Below are 18,530 nucleotides of genomic sequence, written 5' to 3'. Positions count from 1 at the left end.
ACGGGCCCCGGCCGGAGCGGTCCGGCCCTGACCGCGCCCCGAAAGGTGACGCCCCGGGCGCACGGGGTGACACCGGAGGCGGGTTCGGCGCGTCCCCGGCCCGAATCTCCTCCCGGGGCTTGACCTGGAGTGCACTCCAGGTCGCATGCTTGCTGCATGAAGGACTACTACACACCGGGTGAGGTGGCCGAGCGCTTCGGCCTCACCCTGGACACCCTGCGCTACTACGAGAAGGCGGGCCTGCTCCGGCGGGTGGACCGCGCGCCCAGCGGCCACCGCCGCTACCGCACCGACGACGTCGACCTGCTCCACCTGGTCCGCTGCCTGCGCGACACCGACATGCCCATCTCCCGGCTGCGGGGCTTCGCGGAGCTGGTCCGCGACGGGGACCACACCATCCCCGAGCGCCTGGACGTGCTGCAGAGCCACCAGCACCACCTCAACACGCGCATCGCCGAACTGCGCGAACGCCAGGACTCGATCCAGCACAAGATCGAGTACTACCGCGGGGTGCTCGCCGACAACCCCGGCCTCGCCGAACGCCCTGCCCCCTCGGACGCCGTGCCCTCGGACACCGTGCCCGAGAACGAGGTGGCGGCCGCCGGGACCGCCCCGACCGGTTCCGTCAAGGAGAAGATCTGATGCGCTACACCACCGTCAACGGCCGCACCGTGAGCGCTCTGTGCCTGGGCGCGATGAAGTTCGGCAGCACGACCGACGCCGCCACCTCAGCAGCCGTACTCGACCGCTTCGTGGAGGCGGGGGGAACCTTCGTCGACACCGCCGACTGCTACCAGTTCTGGGTGGAGGGCGGGCAGGGCCACGAGAGCGAGACCTTCCTCGGCCGCTGGCGGCGCGAGCGCGGGGTCACCGACGAGGTCGTCATCGCCACCAAGCTCGGCGCCCAGCCCACCGTCCCCGGAACCGGGGTGGAGACCCAGGAGGGGCTCTCCGCGAAGGTCGTGGCCATGGCCGCCGAGCGCAGCCGCGAACGCCTGGGCACGGACACCCTGGACCTGCTCTACGCCCACCGCGAGGACCCCCTGACCCCCATCGAGGAGACGATGGGAGCCTTCAACGAGCTTGTCGCCCAGGGGTCGGTCCGGGAGCTCGGCCTGAGCAACCACCGCACCTGGCGGCTGGAGCGGGCCCGCGCCACCGCCGAGGCCAACGGATGGCAGCGCCCGCGCGTGCTCCAGTACCGCTACAGCTACCTCCAGCCCCGCCACGACGCGCCCCTGGAGTCCGCCGGCCACATGCACGCCACCCCCGAACTCATGGACTTCGTCCGCGCGCAGGAGGCCGAGGGCCGCGAGCACACCCTGGTCGCCTACACGCCCCTGCTGAGCGGCGCCTACACCAAGCCCGACAAGCCCCTGGAGTACTCCTACGACCACCCCGGCACTGTCGCGCGCCTGGCCGTCCTGGACGAGGTGGCCAAGGAGTCCGGCGCCACCCGCAACCAGGTCGTGCTGGCCTGGCTGATGGGTCACGAACCCCGGGTCATCCCGCTGGTGGGGGTCAGCAGCGTCGCCCAGCTGGACGAGGCCCTGGAGGCCACCGACCTCACCCTCACCCCCGAGCAGCACTCCCGGCTCACCGCCGCCCGCTGAGCCCGGCCCGGTGAGTTCGGGGCCTCCTGGGCCCCACCCCTCCCGAATCCCACCCGTCCCGAACCCCCGGGGTCGGGACCCCAGGGTCCCTTCGGCCACCCCCCGCCCCCGGGCACCAGCTTTCTTCGTAAACCTCGCAAACGCCCGCATAACTCCGCTTTCGCGGTTTCCTGTCGCTTCCGGCGGATACCTTCCCTAGGAAGGCGCGCGACCGCAAGGGGTCGCCCGCACCGGAGGTCCGCGAACCCGTGGGAGGGGCCACTTGCCCGAGAGCACACCGTTGGAAGCGGACGCCGGTGCCTACCACCAGATCCACTTCGCCTGGGCCGAACCCACCCTGCTCGGCCGCGTCGGCCCCGGACCGGCGGCCACCTCCCTTCCGGAGCGGGACCAGCCGGTCCTGCGCTCCTGGCGCGACCGGCTGCTCCCCGCCCTCACCGCGGACTACCGCACGGCGCTGCCCGGCACCGACCCGGCCGCCTATCCCGAGACCCTCTGGGCCCACCACTACCCGGACGGTCAGAGCGCCCTGGTCTACCGGTGGCCCGGCGACGTCCGCGCGGCCCACGCCTGGGCGATCGTCGGCCCCACCCGGGGGCTGACCCTCTCCCGCATCCTCGCCCTGCACGAGAACCCCAACACCCGCCCCGCCGCGAGCAGGCCCCCTGCCCCCGGCTGGGTCGGCATGAGCACCCTGCCCGCGCCCCAGCCCTGGGAGCGCACCGCCGCGCCCGGCGCCCTGCGCACCCGGGACCGCAGGGCCGCCGAGACCCAGATCGACGGCGAACCCATCCTCGTCGGGGCTGTGGCCCGTGCCCTCGAACACCCGGACCGACCCGTCCACATCACCCTGGACCCCGACCGCGCCGACCTGTGGCAGGCCGTCCAGCTGCGGTTCCTGTGGGGCGTGCACCGCACCCTGCACGACGTCCTCACCCCGCGCGCGGCCCTGCCCGCCGACGGATGGCACTGGTCCTTCTCCACCTACGACCCCGTCCTGGGCGTGCAGGACGGCCCCCACCTGGCCTTCGGCCCGCCCACCGGGGCCCCGTCCCCGGGTTCCCCCTTCCTCACCCCGGCCCCGCTGGACCACCTCAAGGTCGCCGACGGCCTGGTCACCGTCCTGCGCGAGGAGGGCGGCGACGCGCTCGCCGACCACCTGCGCGACCGCGGCGTCCCGGAGGCCGCCACCTTCACCGAGCGCCGCGAGCTGCTCCGCGACTGGTTCGACCCCAGGCCCAAACCCGCGGTGGCCTCCCGGCCGGAGCCGGAGGAAGAGCCGGAACCGGAGCAGGCGCAAGGGCTGGAGGCTCCGGAGCAGGAGGAAGCGGCGGCCGGGTTCGGGGAAGCCCCCGAACCCGCACCCGCTCCCGAGCGCGGTCCCGAACTCGCGCCCGCCCACGAGTCCGCACCCGAACGAGGCCCCGGCGACGGCGCAGGGTTCAGGGAGAGCTCAGGCCCCAGGGGCGGCGCGGACCCCGAGGGCGAAACGGGTTCCGGAGGCAGCTCGGACTCCGAGGACGGGGACGACCTCGCCGAGGCCCCCGACCCGTTCGAGGAGGAGGGCTCCCAGGACACGGCCGAGCAGGAGGCCTGGTCGGTACGCGGAGAGCGCTCGCGGAGCGGACGCGCACGCACCTTCCTGGGCGTGGCCAGACGCCGGCCGCCGGAGAGCGGTCCCGTGGACCCCGAGGCCCCGGAAGCGGAACCTCCACCGGAGGAACCCGACACCGACCCCGACCTCGCCCGCCCCCTCTCACCTCCGCACTCACCCCCACCACCGCGGTTCTACCGCCCCGCACCGCCCGACCAGCCCCGCGAGACCTGGACCATCTCCGCCTCCGCACCCTCGCAAGCACCACCGGAACCACCCGCCGCGAACCCCCTCGAAGCGCCGGAGGACCCCACCGAACCCCAGCCCTCCACCGAACCCGCACCTCCCACCGGCCGTCCGTCGACCCGCACCACCGCGGACGCCCCGCCCCTCGGACTCCCGGCCGCCGCGGAGGGGGAACCGGAGGATGAGGAGGAGCCGGCCGACTACGCGGCCGAGACCGAACCCGAGGTCGACGAGGAGTACGCCGACGCCGACGACAACTGGCCCACCCAGTACGTCGACCTCCCGCTCTCCCGCCTGGAGCGGTGGCACTCCAAACGCGGGCCCGAGGGCGCCTACACCGACGTGGTCGACGCACGCGCGGCCGTGCGTGCCGAACGCGCCGAACTCCAACGGGTCCGCTCCGAACGCGACCGCTACCACTCCGAGGTCCAGGAACTACGCAGGGAGATCGCTCGCTTGGACCAGTCCTGGATCGACGCCGACCCCGCCTCCGACACCCCCGGGCGAGGGCGCCGCTGGCCCCGCGTCCTCCTGGCCGTGGTCCTGCTCGCGGCGGTCTTCGCCGCGGGCCTGGAGATCGGCGCCCGCACCGACCAGGGCACCCTCGACCTCCTCACCCGCATGGTCAACCCCGTCGTCACCGCCGGCTGGTGGCCACTGTGACCCTCCACCCACAGCGGCGGGGCCCGCCGGAACCAGCACGGGGAGCCCGCTCACCCTTCTAACCTGGTCCTATGACCGACATTTCCCCGGCTCCCACCGCGGTCCCGCAACCGCTGTGGGACGCCGTCCGCGGCCTGGACCTGCCCAAGCAGCACCTGAAGGACCTCGCCTCCTTCCCCGACGAGGCGGGCGAGATCCTCCTCTCCGCGGTGGACGCCCTGCGGGAGCGGGACGCCGGGGCCGCGCGCACGCTCGCCGAGGCCCTGCGCGAGCACGCCCAGCACCTCGGGCACCGCCAGTTCGCCACCAACCAGCTCGTCGGGATGCTGCGGGCCGAAGGCCGGACCGCGGAGGCCGAGGCCCTCCTCGAGGAGCTCATGCGCCCGGGCCTCGAGCGGGGTGTGGCCCTCCTCCTCGCCGAGGACCTGGCCGACCAGGGCGACTTCGAGAAGGCCCTGTACTGCTACAACATCGTCTGCCGGGGCATCCTCGCCGAACCCCCGGAGACCGTCGCCGAGCTCAACCGGCTCGGCCTGATGCCGCTGCTGGGCCGCGCCCGCATGCGCGAACGGCTCGGGATGACCCCGGACGCCCACGACCTGGCGACCCGCTCCACCGACGCCTACCTGCCCCCGCTGGAGAACCTCGACGACCTCCGGAACGGCGCCCCGGGCAGTCCGGACGGCCCGAACGGCCCGGGCGGCAGCGTCGGAGGCGGAGCCCCGCAGCAGCCCTTCCCGGGTGAGGTCCCCGCCCGGACCGGCCCCGGAGAGCGCTCCACCCCGCCGCCGCCCGGACGCAACGAACCCTGCTCCTGCGGCTCGGGCCGCAAGTTCAAGAAGTGCTGCGGTTCCCCGCTGGCCCGCTGACGCCCTCTCGAACCGTCACCGCGGCGGGCGGTTCGGTGTCCGGGCCCGGACGATGGAGCCGGAACACGGCTCAGACCTGAAATCAATGCGAACCGGACAGGCCTCTCGGGAGTCACATCCCGCAGCAGTGCGCGCTCGGCGCACCAGGAGAAGAGGTAGCGGCTCGTGTTCGGAATCCTGCGACCCTGTCGGCACAGTCTGTCCGAGGACCTGGCAGAGGAGTGGATGTCCCATATGTGCGGGCTGTGCCTGGCACTGCGGGACGAACACGGCCAAGCCTCCAGGATCGCCACCAACTACGACGGCCTCGTGGTGTCGGTCCTGACGGCGGCCCAGTCCCGGGCCCAGGCCGGTACGCGCCCGGCCGGCCGCTGCCCCCTGCGCGGCATGCGCGCGGCCGAGGCAGCCGACGGCTCCGGCGCCCAACTGGCCGCGGCGGTGTCCCTGATGCTCGCCTCCGCCAAGATCAGCGACCACATCGAGGACGGCGACGGTGTCTACGGACGCCGCGGGGCGCGCGCGGTCGCCGGGCGGGTGGCCCGGCGCTGGCAGCGCGGCGCCAAGGAGTCAGGGAACAGGCTCGGGTTCGAGGGCGGGGCACTACTCGCCGTGGTCGACCGGCAGCGCGAGGCCGAACTCTCCGCAGGGGAGGGAACGGACGTCCTCACCGTCACCCGGCCCACCGAGGAGGCCACCGGCGAGGCCTTCGCGCACACCGCCGTCCTGGCCGGACTGCCCGCCAACGCCGCACCCCTGCGCGAGGCCGGTCGCCTGTTCGGCCGGGTGGCACACCTGCTGGACGCGGTCGAGGACCGTGAGGAGGATCTGGCCAACCACGCCTGGAACCCGCTCACCGCCACCGCGACCCCGATCGCCCGTGCTCGCGAGCTCTGCGACGACGCCGTCCTCGGCGTCGAACTGGCCCTGCGCGAGACCGAGTTCACCGACGACCGGCTGGTCCGTGTGCTGCTGGTCGGGGAACTGGGCCGGGCCGTCGACCGCACCTTCGCCCACGCAGGACACCCGGCCCCGCACACCCACGGAGGGTCGGGACACGGCAACGGGCACCGGTACGACGCGGGTCACTACGGGAGCCAGGGACACGGCGACGGGCACTGGAACGGCGCGGGCCACCACGGAGGCCCGGGACACGGCGAGGGCCACCACGGGGGCCGGTACGAAAGCGGCCACGGCGGAGGGAACGGTGACGGTCACCGCCCGCACGGCAAGGGCGGTTGTTGCTCCGCCTGCGCGTGTGACACCCCGGCCATGAAGGAACCGCCTCGCACCCGGGGGATCCTGGCCGGGTGCGCGGCGGCGCTGTTCATGTGCTGCAGCTGCCAGTTCTGCTGTCGCGATCCCCACCCGGGGCCCTGGACGGGCAAGCCCCGGACCGCCTGGTGTGATGCGTGCATGTGCGTCTGCGACGGCTCCAACATGTGCTGCCAGGGCTGTAGATGCTGCGAGACGTGCAGCTGCTGCGAATGAGATCGCTGCCCCTGATCAGGGGCAGCGGTGCCTCAGCGGTCGCAGCTGCGGCACCGGCGGGTGGCGGCGCGCTTGGTGTTGCCTCCGGTGGCCTGGAGGGGGGAGTGCTCGCTGATCCGTCGCCACAGCTGCGGGTCCGGGTAGTTGATCCAGCCCCACAGCGGGGCCTTGACGTCCGATTCTGACTGGTGCGAGCAGCCGAGCCGGTGGGCCACTCCTCGCAGGGAGATGATGATCGCGTCACCAGCGGGGTGAAGCTTCACGGTCGAGAACGGGGTACCCGTCCCACAGCTACCGATGTAGTCCCGGGGCAGCGCACAGGCGCAGCCTTCACCGACGGGGAGTTCACAGAAATCACAGCGCTTCATTCTCTTACAGTGCACCCCCGCGGTGACGATTGGGCAACTTTTGGTGTCCAACTCGCCATGAAATAAAAGAACCTTCCCTTGAAGCACTTCTCCCATGCCCCGATCCGACCCCTGTTTTCCACCCCTGTCCCCGTTCCCGGCCCAGGTGAGCAGTCGAACGAAAGCCCGATGGTGTCCTATCCCTCACCCCTCGGACCGCCCCACCCGGAGCCCTACAGGGGGTCGGAGGTGTCCCGCACCGGGGAGCCCTCCACCCGGGAGCCGGGAGCACCGCGTTCGGAATCGGCGGGGCTGTGCGCGCGCTGAGGCGCCGCCCTCTCCTCGTCCGCGCCCGCCCCCGCCGGCGGGATGCGCAGGGCGAGCAGGGCGACGTCGTCCCCTCGGGGGTCGATACGAACGAGGAGCTCGTCGAGGAAGTCCTCCAACTCGAGGTGGACCAGACCCGCGGCGTGGTGGCGCAGCTCCTCCAACCCCGTCTCGAGGTGCTGGTCACGGCTCTCGACGAGACCGTCGGTGTAGAACAGCAGCGTGGACCGCGCGGGAAGCTCCTCACGGGCGTCGGGCCATTCCAGGCCCAGGTGCAGGGCGGAGTTCAAACCGAGCAGGGGGCCGTGGCCGTCCTCCAGATAGCGGGCGTCGCCCTCGGCCGTGACGAGCAGCGGCGGGGGGTGCCCGGCGTTGACCCAGTGCAGGTGCCAGGGGCCGCCGTCCGGGCCTTCGATACGGGCGAAGACGACGGTCGCCATGGGGGCGTCACTGGTGTGGGTCATCACCCCGTCCAACCGCTCCATGATCGCGCTCGGCGGTTCCTGGCGGTCCCAGGCCAGCGCCCGCAGCATGTTGCGGACCTCGGCCATGTGCGCGGCCGCCTGGAGGTCGTGGCCGACCACGTCCCCGATCACCATAGTCGTGACGCCGTCGGCCAGGAGAAAGGCGTCGTACCAGTCCCCGCCGACCTCGGTGGCCTGTTGCGCGGGCTGGTACCGGGCGGCGAACCGGAGGTGGTCGACCTGCGGCAGAGGGGTCAGGAGCTGGCGCTGCAGGGTCTCGGCCATGTCGCGCTGCTGCTCGAAGAGCCGGGTGCTCTCCATCACCAGGCCCGCGCGCCGCGCGATGTCCCCCAGGACGAGAACCTCGGCGTCGGTGTAGACGGCCCGCCGACCGGTGCGGGCCAACGTCAGCGCACCGAACGCCCGCCTGTGCGTGTACAGCGGCACCACCACCGCGGCCCCTCCGCCCAGGTGCTCGAACAGCTGCTGGTGCGCGCGGGCGATCGGTTCGTCCGGCTCGCTGTCCATCGCCTCCGGGTTGAGCAGCACCGGTTGGCGGCTGTACAGAGCGCGTGCCAGCGCCGCACGCGAGGTCTGCGGCAGCGACGGCAGCGAACCCTTCAACGACTCCGCCGCGCCGTCGGTACCGGGGGCGTGCACGGCCACGCGCCGCATCTCCCCTTCCGCGTCCCCTTCCGGGAGCAGGTCGATCACCGCCCAGTCGCCCAGCTCAGGTACCAGCAGCCGGACCAGGCGGTCCAGCGTCTCGCCGATGTGCGAGGAGGAGATGAGCAGCGTGGAGACCTCCGCCACCATGCTCAGCCGAGTGGTCAGCTCCTCCAGCGCCGCCAGGTGCGCGGCGGTCTGCTCGTGGGCGTCCCGGTGCTTCTTGAAGTCGTGGAAGACCACGACGGCGCCCTCCGGGGCGTCCCCGTGCTGCAGCGGGGTGGCCGCCCAGATGATGGGTACGAGCGATCCGTCCCCCCGGAGGTAGAACTCCTCGCTCCCCTCGGCGTGCCGACCGCTGTCGAGCACACCCACGATGGGGCACTCCCCGCGCGGAATCTCGTTCCCGTCCTCGTCACGGTGCAGCAGGTCGTGCACGTCCGCGCCCAGCAGCTGCTCACCGGGGCGGCCGACGATCTGCTGCGCGTAGGGGTTGGCGGCGGTGACGAGGCCCGTGGGGCCGACCACGAGCATCCCCGCGCCCACGCTGTCGAACACCGCGCGCAGCATGCCGGTCTCCAGCGGCCATCCGGTGTCGCTCATCCTCTACCTCCGGTCCTCGCGCCGATGAGACCCGCGGGCCGCGGTGCCGGTGCGGCGGCCGCCCGCCCCGGCACGCAACGGTCGTCCCCGCCGACGCCGACTCCGATCCGGATCGCCTCGTGTCAGCTCGCGATACCCGCTCGCGCGGGCTGCGTACACACGGGCACCCTCCGGAAACGGCCCTGGTCAACGAAGTACAGTCTGGTGCCCGGCACAGCCCGAAGGGGAACATCGCGCCGTCAATGGCATGTCACCGCCGGGACCGCCGTACGCGGCCCCTCTTCCCCTCGATCCGGTCCGCTCCAGGCAGACCAAGCGTCATGAACAAACGCGAAGACGAGGTGCTGCAGGTCCGGGCCCTCGTTCCCCTGAGGCACACGTGCTGGTTGAACGTCCACGAGAGGTCGACCTACGACGAACACAGCCGGACACAGGCCCTGTGCAGGCCGGTCTGTGTCTGCACGCCCTGCCATCCGGTCACTGGCGCTTCCCAAACAGCGGCCCAGCACCATGTCAGTGAGGCGTTCGCGTTGTGGGAGCGCCGTTCGGTTGTGGTGTGGAAGCCGAACCTGAGCGTTCTGACGGGCGCCAGGGCCATCGTTCAGCCTCCGCCCGAGCTGTGGCACCGGGCACAGGACACCCGGCTCACACTTCAACGACAGAGCTCTCCTCGGCGGTCAGAGACACCAGGATGCTTCGCGCTTCGCCCCGGTTGTGGAGCAATTCCGAGCAGCTGTTCGTGTCCGCTGAGCACGTGGCGCGGGGTCGGTGGACGCCGATGACCTCGGACATCCGAGGTCCGTGCTGCTCCTGTGGCCTGGGGGCACCGACACAGGTCCGTAAAGAATGATCCATTTGTATTCGCCGCAAAAGAGAGCAGACTGGTAAATATCAGACATTCGTGCACTGGGGTGTTTCACCCCGTGACGGAGTGGGAGCCGACCAGTGGCCACATCATTGAAGGTTCTTCTCACCGGTGAGGACGCCTCCACCGACCAACTGGACGAGATGGCCCGCCAGCTACGGCGCGAACTGCTCCAACTCGACGTGCACGACGTCGCCCCCTCGCAGGGAGGCCAGGCCCCGCCCGGAGCGCGCGGCTGGGGCATGGCTGAGGTCGGCGCCCTTCTGGTGACGCTCAACCAGTCCGCCACCGCCCTGAGCTCGGTCATCGACATCGTTCGAGGCTGGCGGGCCCGGTGTCGGGAGCGCCCGACGATCCGACTGGTGATCGACGGGGACGTCCTGGAGATCTCCGAGGCCTCTCCCGAACAGGCCGCGAGGTCGTTCGAACTCTTCGTCGGCCGCCACTCCGGTAACGGTGAGCAGCGATGAGCAGCGGTCGGCACGCCCTGATCGTGGCCACGGACACCTACGAGGACGAGGGCCTCGAACACCTGCTCGCGCCCGGTGAGGACGCGGTCGCCCTCGCCGGAGTCCTCGGGAACTCGGAGATCGGAGGCTTCGGGGTCGAGGTGGTGCGCAACGGGTCTGCCTACATGGTGTCCAGACGGGTGGAGGACTTCTTCGCAGACCGGAGCAGGAGCGACTCACTGCTGCTGCACTTCTCCTGCCACGGTCTGAAGAACGCCTCCGGCCAGCTCTTTTTCGCCGCCGCTGACACCCTTCCCCAGAGGTTGTCCTCGAGCGCGGTCTCGGCTGACTTCGTCCGCGGGTGCATGGCCGAGTGCAGGGCCCGCAACATCGTGCTCCTCCTCGACTGCTGCTACGGCGGTGCCTTCATGGAGGGAATGGTTCCACGTGCGGCCGGCGACGTGAACGTGTTGGACGCCTTTTCCGAGGAAGGCTTGGCCAGCGGGCACGGCTACGCGGTGATCACCGCGTCCAACGCCATGGAGTACGCCTTCGAAGGCACCCGTCTGAGCACAGATCGGCAGGTGTGCCCCTCGGTGTTCACCCGGGCGCTCACCTCCGGGTTGGCCTCGGGGGAGGCGGACCTGGACGCGGACGGGCGCGTGTCCGTCAACGAGCTCTACGACTACGTCTACGAACGGGTGCGTCAGGAGAACCCGCACCAGACGCCCAGCCGCAGCATCAATCTGCAGGGGGACGTCTATCTGGCCCGCAGCAGCAGGCGGCGGACCGGTGGGGAGGGCCTGCCGGAGGAACTGAGGCTGGCGGTCTCCAGCCCCGAGGTGTTCAGCCGACGCGGCGCGGTAACCGAGCTGTGCCGACTCCTGCAGAGTCAGGACGGGGAGGTCGCGGACGCCGCCTGCCGGGCACTGCACGGACTTGTCCGCAACGACATCCGGTCGATCGCGGACGAAGCCTCCCAGGCGCTGGCCGAGGTGACGGTTCGGCCATCACCGGAACGGCTGGACTTCGGGCGGGTGAGCCAGTACGAGTCCGAACCCCACCGCCGGATCCAGCTCCTGGGGCCGCTCCTGGCCCGTGACTGCGTGCCGCGTCCCCATGACGACTGGATCCACGTGAGTGTGGAGGCGGACGCGTTCGACGTGTCGGTGGACACCAGGCGGCTCGGCAACCTGGAAGGAACGCTCACACTGGAGGGCAGAACGGGGGACACCGACCTCCCCGTGACGGTGGAGGTGCTTCCCGCGCACGGGCCCGCCCCCGTGGAGACGGACCCACCGCACGCCCCTGAACACCGCCGGGGGCAGCACGGTTTCGGAGTCGGCGCCTCGGCTTCAGGACCACGGTTCGCGCCGGCGCCCCCACTCTCGACTCCACTTCGAAAGCTGCATCCGACCGGACCTGTTCCCGAGCCCGAGTCACAGGTGACCCCACCTGGCCGCGAAGCTTTGCCGCGCTCACCTGATGCTCTCTCGCTCGCAGGCGTGTGGGCGAGGTCGGCCGCCCGGGTCATCGACTACGGGCTGGTGTTCCTCTTCGCGCTGGGAGCGGTCTTCGTCATGCTCGTGGTGGTGTCGGTTCTCGGTGTTTCGGCGAGCGTCGTCGACACCTTCGCCGAGGTCGTCCTGGTTCTGTTCTTCCTCGGTTGGGGAGTTCTGCTGTTCCTCTACGACTGGCTGTTCCTCAGGTACCGGGGCGCGACCTTCGGCAAGATGCTGCTGGGTCTCAGAGTCGTGAGCGCGCGGGACGGCGGGCCTCTCTCACACGGGCAGGCGGCGGGCAGGGCGGCACTGTTCGGACTCCCGCAGACGATTCCGCTTCTGGGACATCTCCTGATCCTGTTCGAGTGCCTCCCGGCGCGGACGGATCCGTGGAAACGAGCCGGGCACGACCGGCGCGCACGGACGCTGGTACTCCGGACGAGAACGTGAACGCCACGTTCTGAGCTCAGGACCTGGCTCGAGGCCGGGGAGCGGGCGAGAATGAGTCCAGTTCGGGGTACGAGCTCGGGGCACGGGTACACAGGGCGGGGTTCGACAGATGAGGCAGCTGGGGAGCGCCCATTCGGAGGTGCTCCGGTCGCGATAGTTTCGGGGCATGGACGGGACCGAGGACAGTCAGGGCCGCTGGGTGGTGCACGGTGAGCGCACCCTCTACGACAACCCGTGGGTGCGGCTGGGCAAGGCCGACATCACCACGCCCTCGGGCAACAGGTTCGAGCACGTGGCCACCTTCGAGCCGATGATCGGCACGGTCCGTAGCCCGCATCACGTGTTCATCGGCCGTGATGCCGAGCTCGTCGCGGACCCCACGGAGTTCGACGAGGGAATCTACGAATGGGTGCCCCTGGCCAAGGCCCGCAGCCTGATCGCCGAGGGACGCGTGCAGAGCTCCGGAACCCTGGTCGCCCTACTCCACCGGCTCGCTTCCTGACGGGGTACGCGGCCTGAGCAAGTGGGCCACTCGGGAGCGCTGGCGGACCGAGCCGGAGCGTTGGGAGAGCTCGGCGGCACGTTCGGCGTGGACTCCGGCCTGCCGGAGATCACCGTGTACGGAGTAGGCCAGCGCCAGATCGGTGCGCAGCCCGGCCTCCGCGCGGCCGAGCCCCAGCGGGGCTATCTCTTCCAAGGCCTGTGTGAGGTCCTCGATCGCCTCGGTGCGGCCCAGGCGTGCCAGACAGTGGCCCCGCCAACGCAACAGGTGCGTCTGATCCAGCATGAGAAACGGCAGCGCGGGGTCGTTCGGCTGATGGGGGAGAACCGAGAAGGCACGTTCGATGGCCCGTTGCGCGGCCGATTCCTGCCCGAGAGCTGAATGGACCTCTCCTTCGACGGCCCACAACCACGAACTCAGGAGTACGGGTAGTGGTCTGCTTCCACGATGCACAGTTCCGAGAACCTCGAGCGCTTCACGTTCTCGATCCCGGGCTTTGACGATCTCCCGTAGTACACACGATCGCCTGGCCGTACATCCGCACCGGCGGGTCGGTTCCACCGGTGAGGCAGTCGAACTCCGAGCCCAGGAAACACGTTTTCCACTCGCTTGCCGAGAAGCCTCCTTCGAAGAACAGCTCTGCGTAAGACTCCAGATCGACCGATGCTCAGCGTGTGGCTGGACGCCCCGGTATCCAGGGAGAAGGCACAGGATCGGCTGTTGCGGTGGCCTACCCGCCCATGTCGACCGCTCAGTAGCGGATGAACCCGCTCCCAGCCCACCTGGGAGAACGACACCGTGGGCCTGTTGGGCGACCAGATCACCGCTGTCGGCACCCACGCCCCCGCCGCGTCCTGTACTGGTTGCTGCCCGAGTACGCGGCTTCCCGCGTCGCTACGGACGGGCCGTAGGACTTCGGGAGCTGGTCTTCACCGGCCGCTTCCCCGACCCCGGCGTTCCAAGCCGAGTCCTGAGCCAGGCACGCCTTCGGCGGCTACCACCAGCTTCGATCGGGGTTTCGCCGCCGTGCGGGCCACACATCAGCTGGCCGGAGTCGGCCAGGCCGGGGTGCCGCTCCCTCCCAGGAACGAGAATCCCGAGTGCAGGTCACAGTGGAGAAGAGGACTGCCCCCTATGCGTAGACACGGTTTCGGCGGACTGCTCAGCGATGAGCAGTGGCGTCAGCTCATATCCATGGCCCCGCGCCACCCGTTCAGCACCGGGCAGGCCCTGCTCAACCAGGGGGACACCGGCCAGGGGATCCACTTGATGATCAGCGGGCGGGTCCGCGTGGTATCGGTGTACGCCGATGGCACCGCTGCCCCGTTGGCCTTCCGCGCCCGCGGTGAGATCCTCGGGGAGTCCGTGCTGGCGGGCGGTGGCCGCACCTGCAGTGCTACGGTCACCGCTCTGAGCGGCGGCAGCACGGTCTACCTGTCCGCCGAACGCTTCCAGAGCAGGCTCAGGGAGCTCGGCCTTGTGGACGTGTTGTGGGACAGCGCCTTCCAACGCCAGGACGAGAGCGACAGGATCCGTGTCCAGCTGGCCAGGCTGCCCGCCGAACGGCGGCTGCCCGCAGCCCTGGTGCACCTTGCGGCGATGCTCGGCGAACCGACCTCGGCTCCGCTCACGGACGGCCCCGACCGCACCGGTGAGGGCCGGCTCCTGCACATCCCGCTGCCCCAGCTGGAGGTCGGCGGTTTCGCCGGGCTCTCCCGGACTTCAGTGCACCACGCCTACACCCAGCTCAAGGAACTCGGACTGATCCGCACCGGAAGACAGTACGTGGTCGTGGTCGACCTGGGCCGCTTGGAAGCCCTGGCCCTCGGCGCCGACCACGCCTGAGTGCCGTGTGTCACTCGCCTTCCCTTGTGTTCAGAAGTGAACAGAACACCGCCAACCATCACGGAATGCTGTCGGCAGGAGGCCGACAGGCGGCCCCGCACCCTCGGAGGAGAACCGGAATGGAACTGGACCTGCCCGAACACGGAAAGAGCTCGCCCCTACCGCCCTACCGCGGTGTCCTGGCCGTGGACATGGAGAACTTCAGCCGTACCAGTGCCCGCAATCAGCAGGTCATCGGTGCGCTCATCCCCGACGTGCTGGAAAAGGCCCTCACCCGGTCAGACCTGGAACAGGTGTGGAAGGAGAAGCGGTTCGCCCGCCACGGCGGTGACGGCTACGTGTTCGGTACGGAGCCCGAGTACCTGCCCTTCCTCATCAGCCCCTTCCTGGAGAACCTGCAGAAGGAGCTGGAGGAGATCCAACCGATCCTGGCCAATCTCGACCGCGAACTGCGTATGCGGCTCCGTGTGAGCGTCGATGTCGGACCGCTGCCCGACCTCGGTGACAGCAACCCCGTCAGCGCCATGGGTGAGGCCATGATCAGCACCCACCGCCTGCTGGACTCCGCACCCGTCCGCGACGAACTCAAGCGTACTGACCCCGACACCACCCTGGTCGCGGTCATCGTCTCCCGACGGGTCTACGAGGATGTGGTCCTCGGCGGCTTCACCCCCGTCCGCCCCGCCCGCTGGCGTCAGGTGAACGCCACAGTGGGAAACAAGGACTTCCGTGCCGAGGGCTACCTGTTCGTTCCCACCCCCTCCTGGAGTTCGAAGGCTCAAGAGATCGCAGAGGTGCAGGACGAGACCGGGAGCGGCAGTGCCACACCAGAAGATGGCTCCGGAGACACCTCATCCGTCCCCATCCGCGCCCGTGCTCACACCGCCAACTCGGTCGGTGCCAACTACCGAGGTCAGGTCGTCCAGGGCGGCACGATCCACGGAGGAGTCAACTTCGGAGTGACCTCCGATGACCGCTGAGGAACCGGCTGAGGGAGAACGGCCGTCGGAGGACCCACAACAGGATGGAGCCTCCGGAGAACAAGCTTCCCCAGGGCTACCGTCCGGAGCCGAAGGGGGAACGGGAAAGAAGGGCGCCAAGGGGCGCCGGAAGTCCCCGTGGGGGAACAACGTCGGCAGGAACCGCGGCCAAGCCGTGGCCGCCGGCAAGATCGACGGTGGGGTCCATTACCACGAACACATCGGTGCGGGCATAACACGGCGTCTCCGTCAGACGGCCACCATCGACGGTGAACGGGTCAAGGAGGTGCGGAATACCTTCTGCGCCGGGAACGCCGAGAAGTACGCGACCTTCCAGGACGAACTCAGGGCGGACGGTGTGGGCGTCATCTCCGGTAAACCCGGAAGCGGGCGCGTCTTCACCGCGGTGCACGCTCTGGCCTCCGTTCGGCTCGGGACTCCGATCGAAGAACTCACCATCGACCCGAAGGAGCGGGATGCCGGGGTCTCGCTGATCAACGTGGATTCCGACCACTCCCGCCTTCTCGACCTCACACTGTTGCCTGCTCCCACTGCCGCGCAGCAGGTAGCGCTTCGCGGGTTGGCGACGGACGCGCGTCGGTCGGGTGCCCTGCTCGTGTTCGTCACTGAGCCGGGACCAACGGGTTTCCTGAGTGAGTGCCGGGCCAGGTTGCGCATCGACGCGCCGGCACGAGCGACGGACGTCTTCCAACGAGCCATGAGTCGCGCGTGCGGGGAGGCTGCGTCCCGTTTCTGGCTGGACGACCCGGGTGTGCGTGACGCGCTGGAAGGCTCCGAACCGGCCCGGGCCATCGCTCTCGCCCGTGAGGCGCACCGGAGGAGAAACTCCTTCACGGAGAAGTCCGCTTGGATCGAACACGTCCTGCGGGATCATGTCGAGAGCACCGACGAGCTGGCCGGATGGTTCAGGAACCATGATCTGGACACCGAGTTCCAGCGCGTGCTGCTTGCTGCCGTCGCTCTGTTGGAGGGTGGACCGCGGGCGGTCATCGCGCGCCACGCAGGCGGGCTGGCTCAGACATGGCACGTCCCACCGCTGTGGCGAACACCCATCTCTGGCAATGGTTTCACGTCCCATCTAGGGGAGATCCGGGCGCACGTTCGCGAGGACGGTGTCTACTTCAATCGCCGCAACGCCGCCGACGAGGCACTCGACTACCTGTGGCGCGAGCACCCCGAAACCCGTGAACTCCTTCGGAAATGGGTGCCCGAAGCCGTCGCCGATCTGGGGGACCGCCACCGGCTCGAAGCCGCGTACCGATGGTTGCGTCTGGCCCGCAGACACCGTGACATCTCTCCTGTCCTCATGCTCATCAGGGAGTGGGGGGACTCCGGCGCCCTCATGTGGGAGGCGATCCCGGTAGTGGCGGAGGCCGCGGTCTCACCGGAGTTCGGCCCGCAAGTGCGGCGGGTTCTGTACGAGGTCGCGCTCTCGCGGCGGGTGCGGCTCGTGGATCGGACTGTTCTCGAGATCTGCAGGGTCTACGGCCGGGTCCAGCCGGCGACCGCGTTGACGCGGATTCGCGCCATCGCGGAGAAGGTTCCGGCTTACTGGGACCGGAGGCTGGTACAGGCGTTGGAGGACATCGCAGGGGAACCCGAGAACACCGGCATCGTCCTGGAGGCCTTGGTCGGCTGGGCGCTCGGAACGAAGAGGGGGCGGGGGGCCGAGGTCGCGGCTCTGGCTCTCTGCCGTCTCCTGGCTATGGAGGGCGACGCCGGGCCACGGGTGTTGGAGGAGCTTCAGGCCGGAGAGAGGGCATCCGCCGAACTGGTCTCCGCCTGGCGCGCGGCTGCCTCCTGCGGAACCGAGGTAGGTAGGGCGCTGTGGGCGTGGTTCGACGCTCTGACGAGCTGTCGGGACGCGAGCGATATCGGTTTCGAGGTGTTGCGGGGTGCTGCTCGCGACCACGAATCCTTCCGGCACAGCCTTGAACGCTGGCTCAACCGTTGGCGGCACACCCATGTGCACAAGTCTCCTGCCATCGAAGACCTGTGGCGGATCATTACCGAAGAGGGGAAGCGATGATCGGATTCGGACGCAGGCGCAAGCGCGACGGGTACGAGACCCCGGTGTGGAGCATCGCTTTCCGGTCACCGGACACGAAGGTGGAGTTCCAGGCCAGGGTTCCGAGTGCCTCCGAGGGTATGGGGTTCGAGGCCTCCTTCGAGGTGACCATCGCTTGGAACGGTGCGGGCACCGCGGCGCAGGCGCGGGCGCGGGCTCTGGTGCAGCGACAGGTGATCCAGCTCGCGAAGAAGGTGAGTTCGGGCTTCTCACTCGGGGACAGGGGCAGCGCCGAGGCCGAGATCGCCTGCGCACTGGCCGAGGAGAAGGGGACCCGTGAGGAGGTGGTACGGGAGGTGGCGGTCCTGGTGACCCTTGCCGTCGATGAGGAGGATCTGGAACTCGAACGTGAGCGTGAACGCGTGGGGCCGCGTAACGAGATCCACAGGGCCGCTCATCGTGCTCGCATGGACCGGGTCAGGGAAATACAGCGTGACGTCCTCAGTGATCCGCAGGTGGCCAGGGTGTGGTGGTTCGAGCAGAACCCCGACCTGCTGCACGACATCGAGAACGCGGGGGCCGCTCTCGACCTTATGAGCACCCCGGGAGCGAAGGCGGAGGGGGCCGCTGAACAGCGCGGTGACACGGGCGACCCCGTGCTCGACGCCTTCTTGGGCGGCCTGGAGGAGTGGGAAGTGCCCCCGGCCCTGGAACGCCTGACCACCATGCTGGAAGGGCTCGAACGCCGCGACCTTGCCGACCAGCTACGGGAGAGGTGGCTGAGCAATTGAACGGGAAGGGTGGTTCGGCGGGCACCCGCCGAACCACCCTTTCCTTTTGAGTGCGGTTCCTAGAAGGTCACCTCGCTGGCCGGGGATCGGAGCGCTCACCCCGCCGAAGGGGGGAGCCTCGCGTGCCGACGCACGCACCTTCACCGCTGGAGGGTTGTTCCTGGCCTGGCGTGAGCGCAGCGGTGTGGATGACGCCCACCCGGTGGTGCGCCGTCTGCTGGCCCGCCTGTACACGGT

14 protein-coding genes and 1 pseudogene are annotated in these 18,530 nt (G+C 69.9%); 12 read left to right on the top strand and 3 right to left on the bottom strand.

All coding sequences use genetic code 11. The annotated features are described in order from the left end of the window. Positions 1–156: 156 nt before the first annotated feature. The 5 genes and pseudogenes from D458_RS33420 to D458_RS0111990 all read left to right on the top strand — a co-directional run. Positions 157–522 (top strand): annotated as a pseudogene (locus D458_RS33420) (MerR family transcriptional regulator); the annotation flags it as partial. 119 nt (positions 523–641) lie between these two features. Beyond that, positions 642–1,613 carry an aldo/keto reductase gene (locus D458_RS0112005; protein ID WP_017586994.1) on the top strand — a complete coding sequence of 324 codons (972 nt, stop codon included), beginning with the start codon at positions 642–644 and terminating at the stop codon, positions 1,611–1,613. A gap of 262 nt (positions 1,614–1,875) precedes the next feature. Next, positions 1,876–4,116 (top strand): hypothetical protein, encoded by a 2,241-nt coding sequence (locus D458_RS0112000; RefSeq protein ID WP_239647945.1) that lies wholly within the window; start codon positions 1,876–1,878, stop codon positions 4,114–4,116. Between the two features lie 71 nt (positions 4,117–4,187). Beyond that, positions 4,188–4,985: an SEC-C metal-binding domain-containing protein gene (locus tag D458_RS0111995; RefSeq protein ID WP_026119223.1), complete on the top strand. Its 798-nt coding sequence runs from the start codon at positions 4,188–4,190 to the stop codon at positions 4,983–4,985. 165 nt (positions 4,986–5,150) lie between these two features. Next, positions 5,151–6,473, top strand: coding sequence for a DUF5685 family protein (locus D458_RS0111990; protein ID WP_026119222.1), 1,323 nt, complete (start codon positions 5,151–5,153; stop codon positions 6,471–6,473). A 32-nt stretch (positions 6,474–6,505) separates the two neighbouring features. Here the strand turns inward: D458_RS0111990 and D458_RS0111985 are convergent, their stop codons facing one another. Both D458_RS0111985 and D458_RS0111980 read right to left on the bottom strand, forming a co-directional pair. Then, positions 6,506–6,736 carry a hypothetical protein gene (locus D458_RS0111985; RefSeq protein WP_017586992.1) on the bottom strand — a complete coding sequence of 77 codons (231 nt, stop codon included), beginning with the start codon at positions 6,734–6,736 and terminating at the stop codon, positions 6,506–6,508. A 317-nt stretch (positions 6,737–7,053) separates the two neighbouring features. Continuing rightward, on the bottom strand, positions 7,054–8,880 hold the full coding sequence (locus tag D458_RS0111980; RefSeq protein WP_017586991.1) for a SpoIIE family protein phosphatase: 1,827 nt from the start codon (positions 8,878–8,880) through the stop codon (positions 7,054–7,056). Between the two features lie 945 nt (positions 8,881–9,825). On the opposite strand from D458_RS0111980, the gene D458_RS0111970 reads away from it, so the two are divergent. The 3 genes from D458_RS0111970 (at position 9,826) to D458_RS0111960 (ending at position 12,648) form a co-directional block, all read left to right on the top strand. Next, complete coding sequence (locus D458_RS0111970) at positions 9,826–10,215, top strand: effector-associated constant component EACC1 (protein WP_152521119.1); 390 nt, start codon at positions 9,826–9,828, stop codon at positions 10,213–10,215. Further along, positions 10,212–12,146 (top strand): caspase, EACC1-associated type, encoded by a 1,935-nt coding sequence (locus D458_RS34830; protein WP_051049666.1) that lies wholly within the window; start codon positions 10,212–10,214, stop codon positions 12,144–12,146. Before D458_RS0111970 ends, D458_RS34830 begins: the two co-directional genes overlap by 4 nt. A gap of 166 nt (positions 12,147–12,312) precedes the next feature. Then, positions 12,313–12,648: an NUDIX hydrolase gene (locus D458_RS0111960; RefSeq protein WP_017586988.1), complete on the top strand. Its 336-nt coding sequence runs from the start codon at positions 12,313–12,315 to the stop codon at positions 12,646–12,648. On the opposite strand, the gene D458_RS35465 is transcribed toward D458_RS0111960, so the two are convergent. Beyond that, on the bottom strand, positions 12,625–12,933 hold the full coding sequence (locus D458_RS35465) for a hypothetical protein (RefSeq protein ID WP_193374611.1): 309 nt from the start codon (positions 12,931–12,933) through the stop codon (positions 12,625–12,627). The genes D458_RS0111960 and D458_RS35465 overlap by 24 nt on opposite strands. A gap of 849 nt (positions 12,934–13,782) precedes the next feature. On the opposite strand from D458_RS35465, the gene D458_RS0111950 reads away from it, so the two are divergent. The 4 genes from D458_RS0111950 (at position 13,783) to D458_RS0111935 (ending at position 18,293) form a co-directional block, all read left to right on the top strand. After that, positions 13,783–14,493 (top strand): Crp/Fnr family transcriptional regulator, encoded by a 711-nt coding sequence (locus D458_RS0111950; protein WP_026119220.1) that lies wholly within the window; start codon positions 13,783–13,785, stop codon positions 14,491–14,493. A gap of 119 nt (positions 14,494–14,612) precedes the next feature. Then, positions 14,613–15,473, top strand: a complete 861-nt coding sequence (locus D458_RS0111945) for a hypothetical protein (RefSeq protein ID WP_017586985.1) — start codon at positions 14,613–14,615, stop codon at positions 15,471–15,473. A gap of 175 nt (positions 15,474–15,648) precedes the next feature. Continuing rightward, complete coding sequence (locus D458_RS0111940; protein WP_017586984.1) at positions 15,649–17,523, top strand: hypothetical protein; 1,875 nt, start codon at positions 15,649–15,651, stop codon at positions 17,521–17,523. Next, positions 17,520–18,293: a hypothetical protein gene (locus D458_RS0111935; protein ID WP_017586983.1), complete on the top strand. Its 774-nt coding sequence runs from the start codon at positions 17,520–17,522 to the stop codon at positions 18,291–18,293. Before D458_RS0111940 ends, D458_RS0111935 begins: the two co-directional genes overlap by 4 nt. Positions 18,294–18,530 lie beyond the last annotated feature (237 nt).

Origin of the sequence: Nocardiopsis ganjiahuensis DSM 45031, assembly GCF_000341085.1 — a bacterium.
Lineage (GTDB): Bacteria > Actinomycetota > Actinomycetes > Streptosporangiales > Streptosporangiaceae > Nocardiopsis > Nocardiopsis ganjiahuensis.
This window is presented reverse-complemented; position numbering and strand designations above follow the sequence as displayed.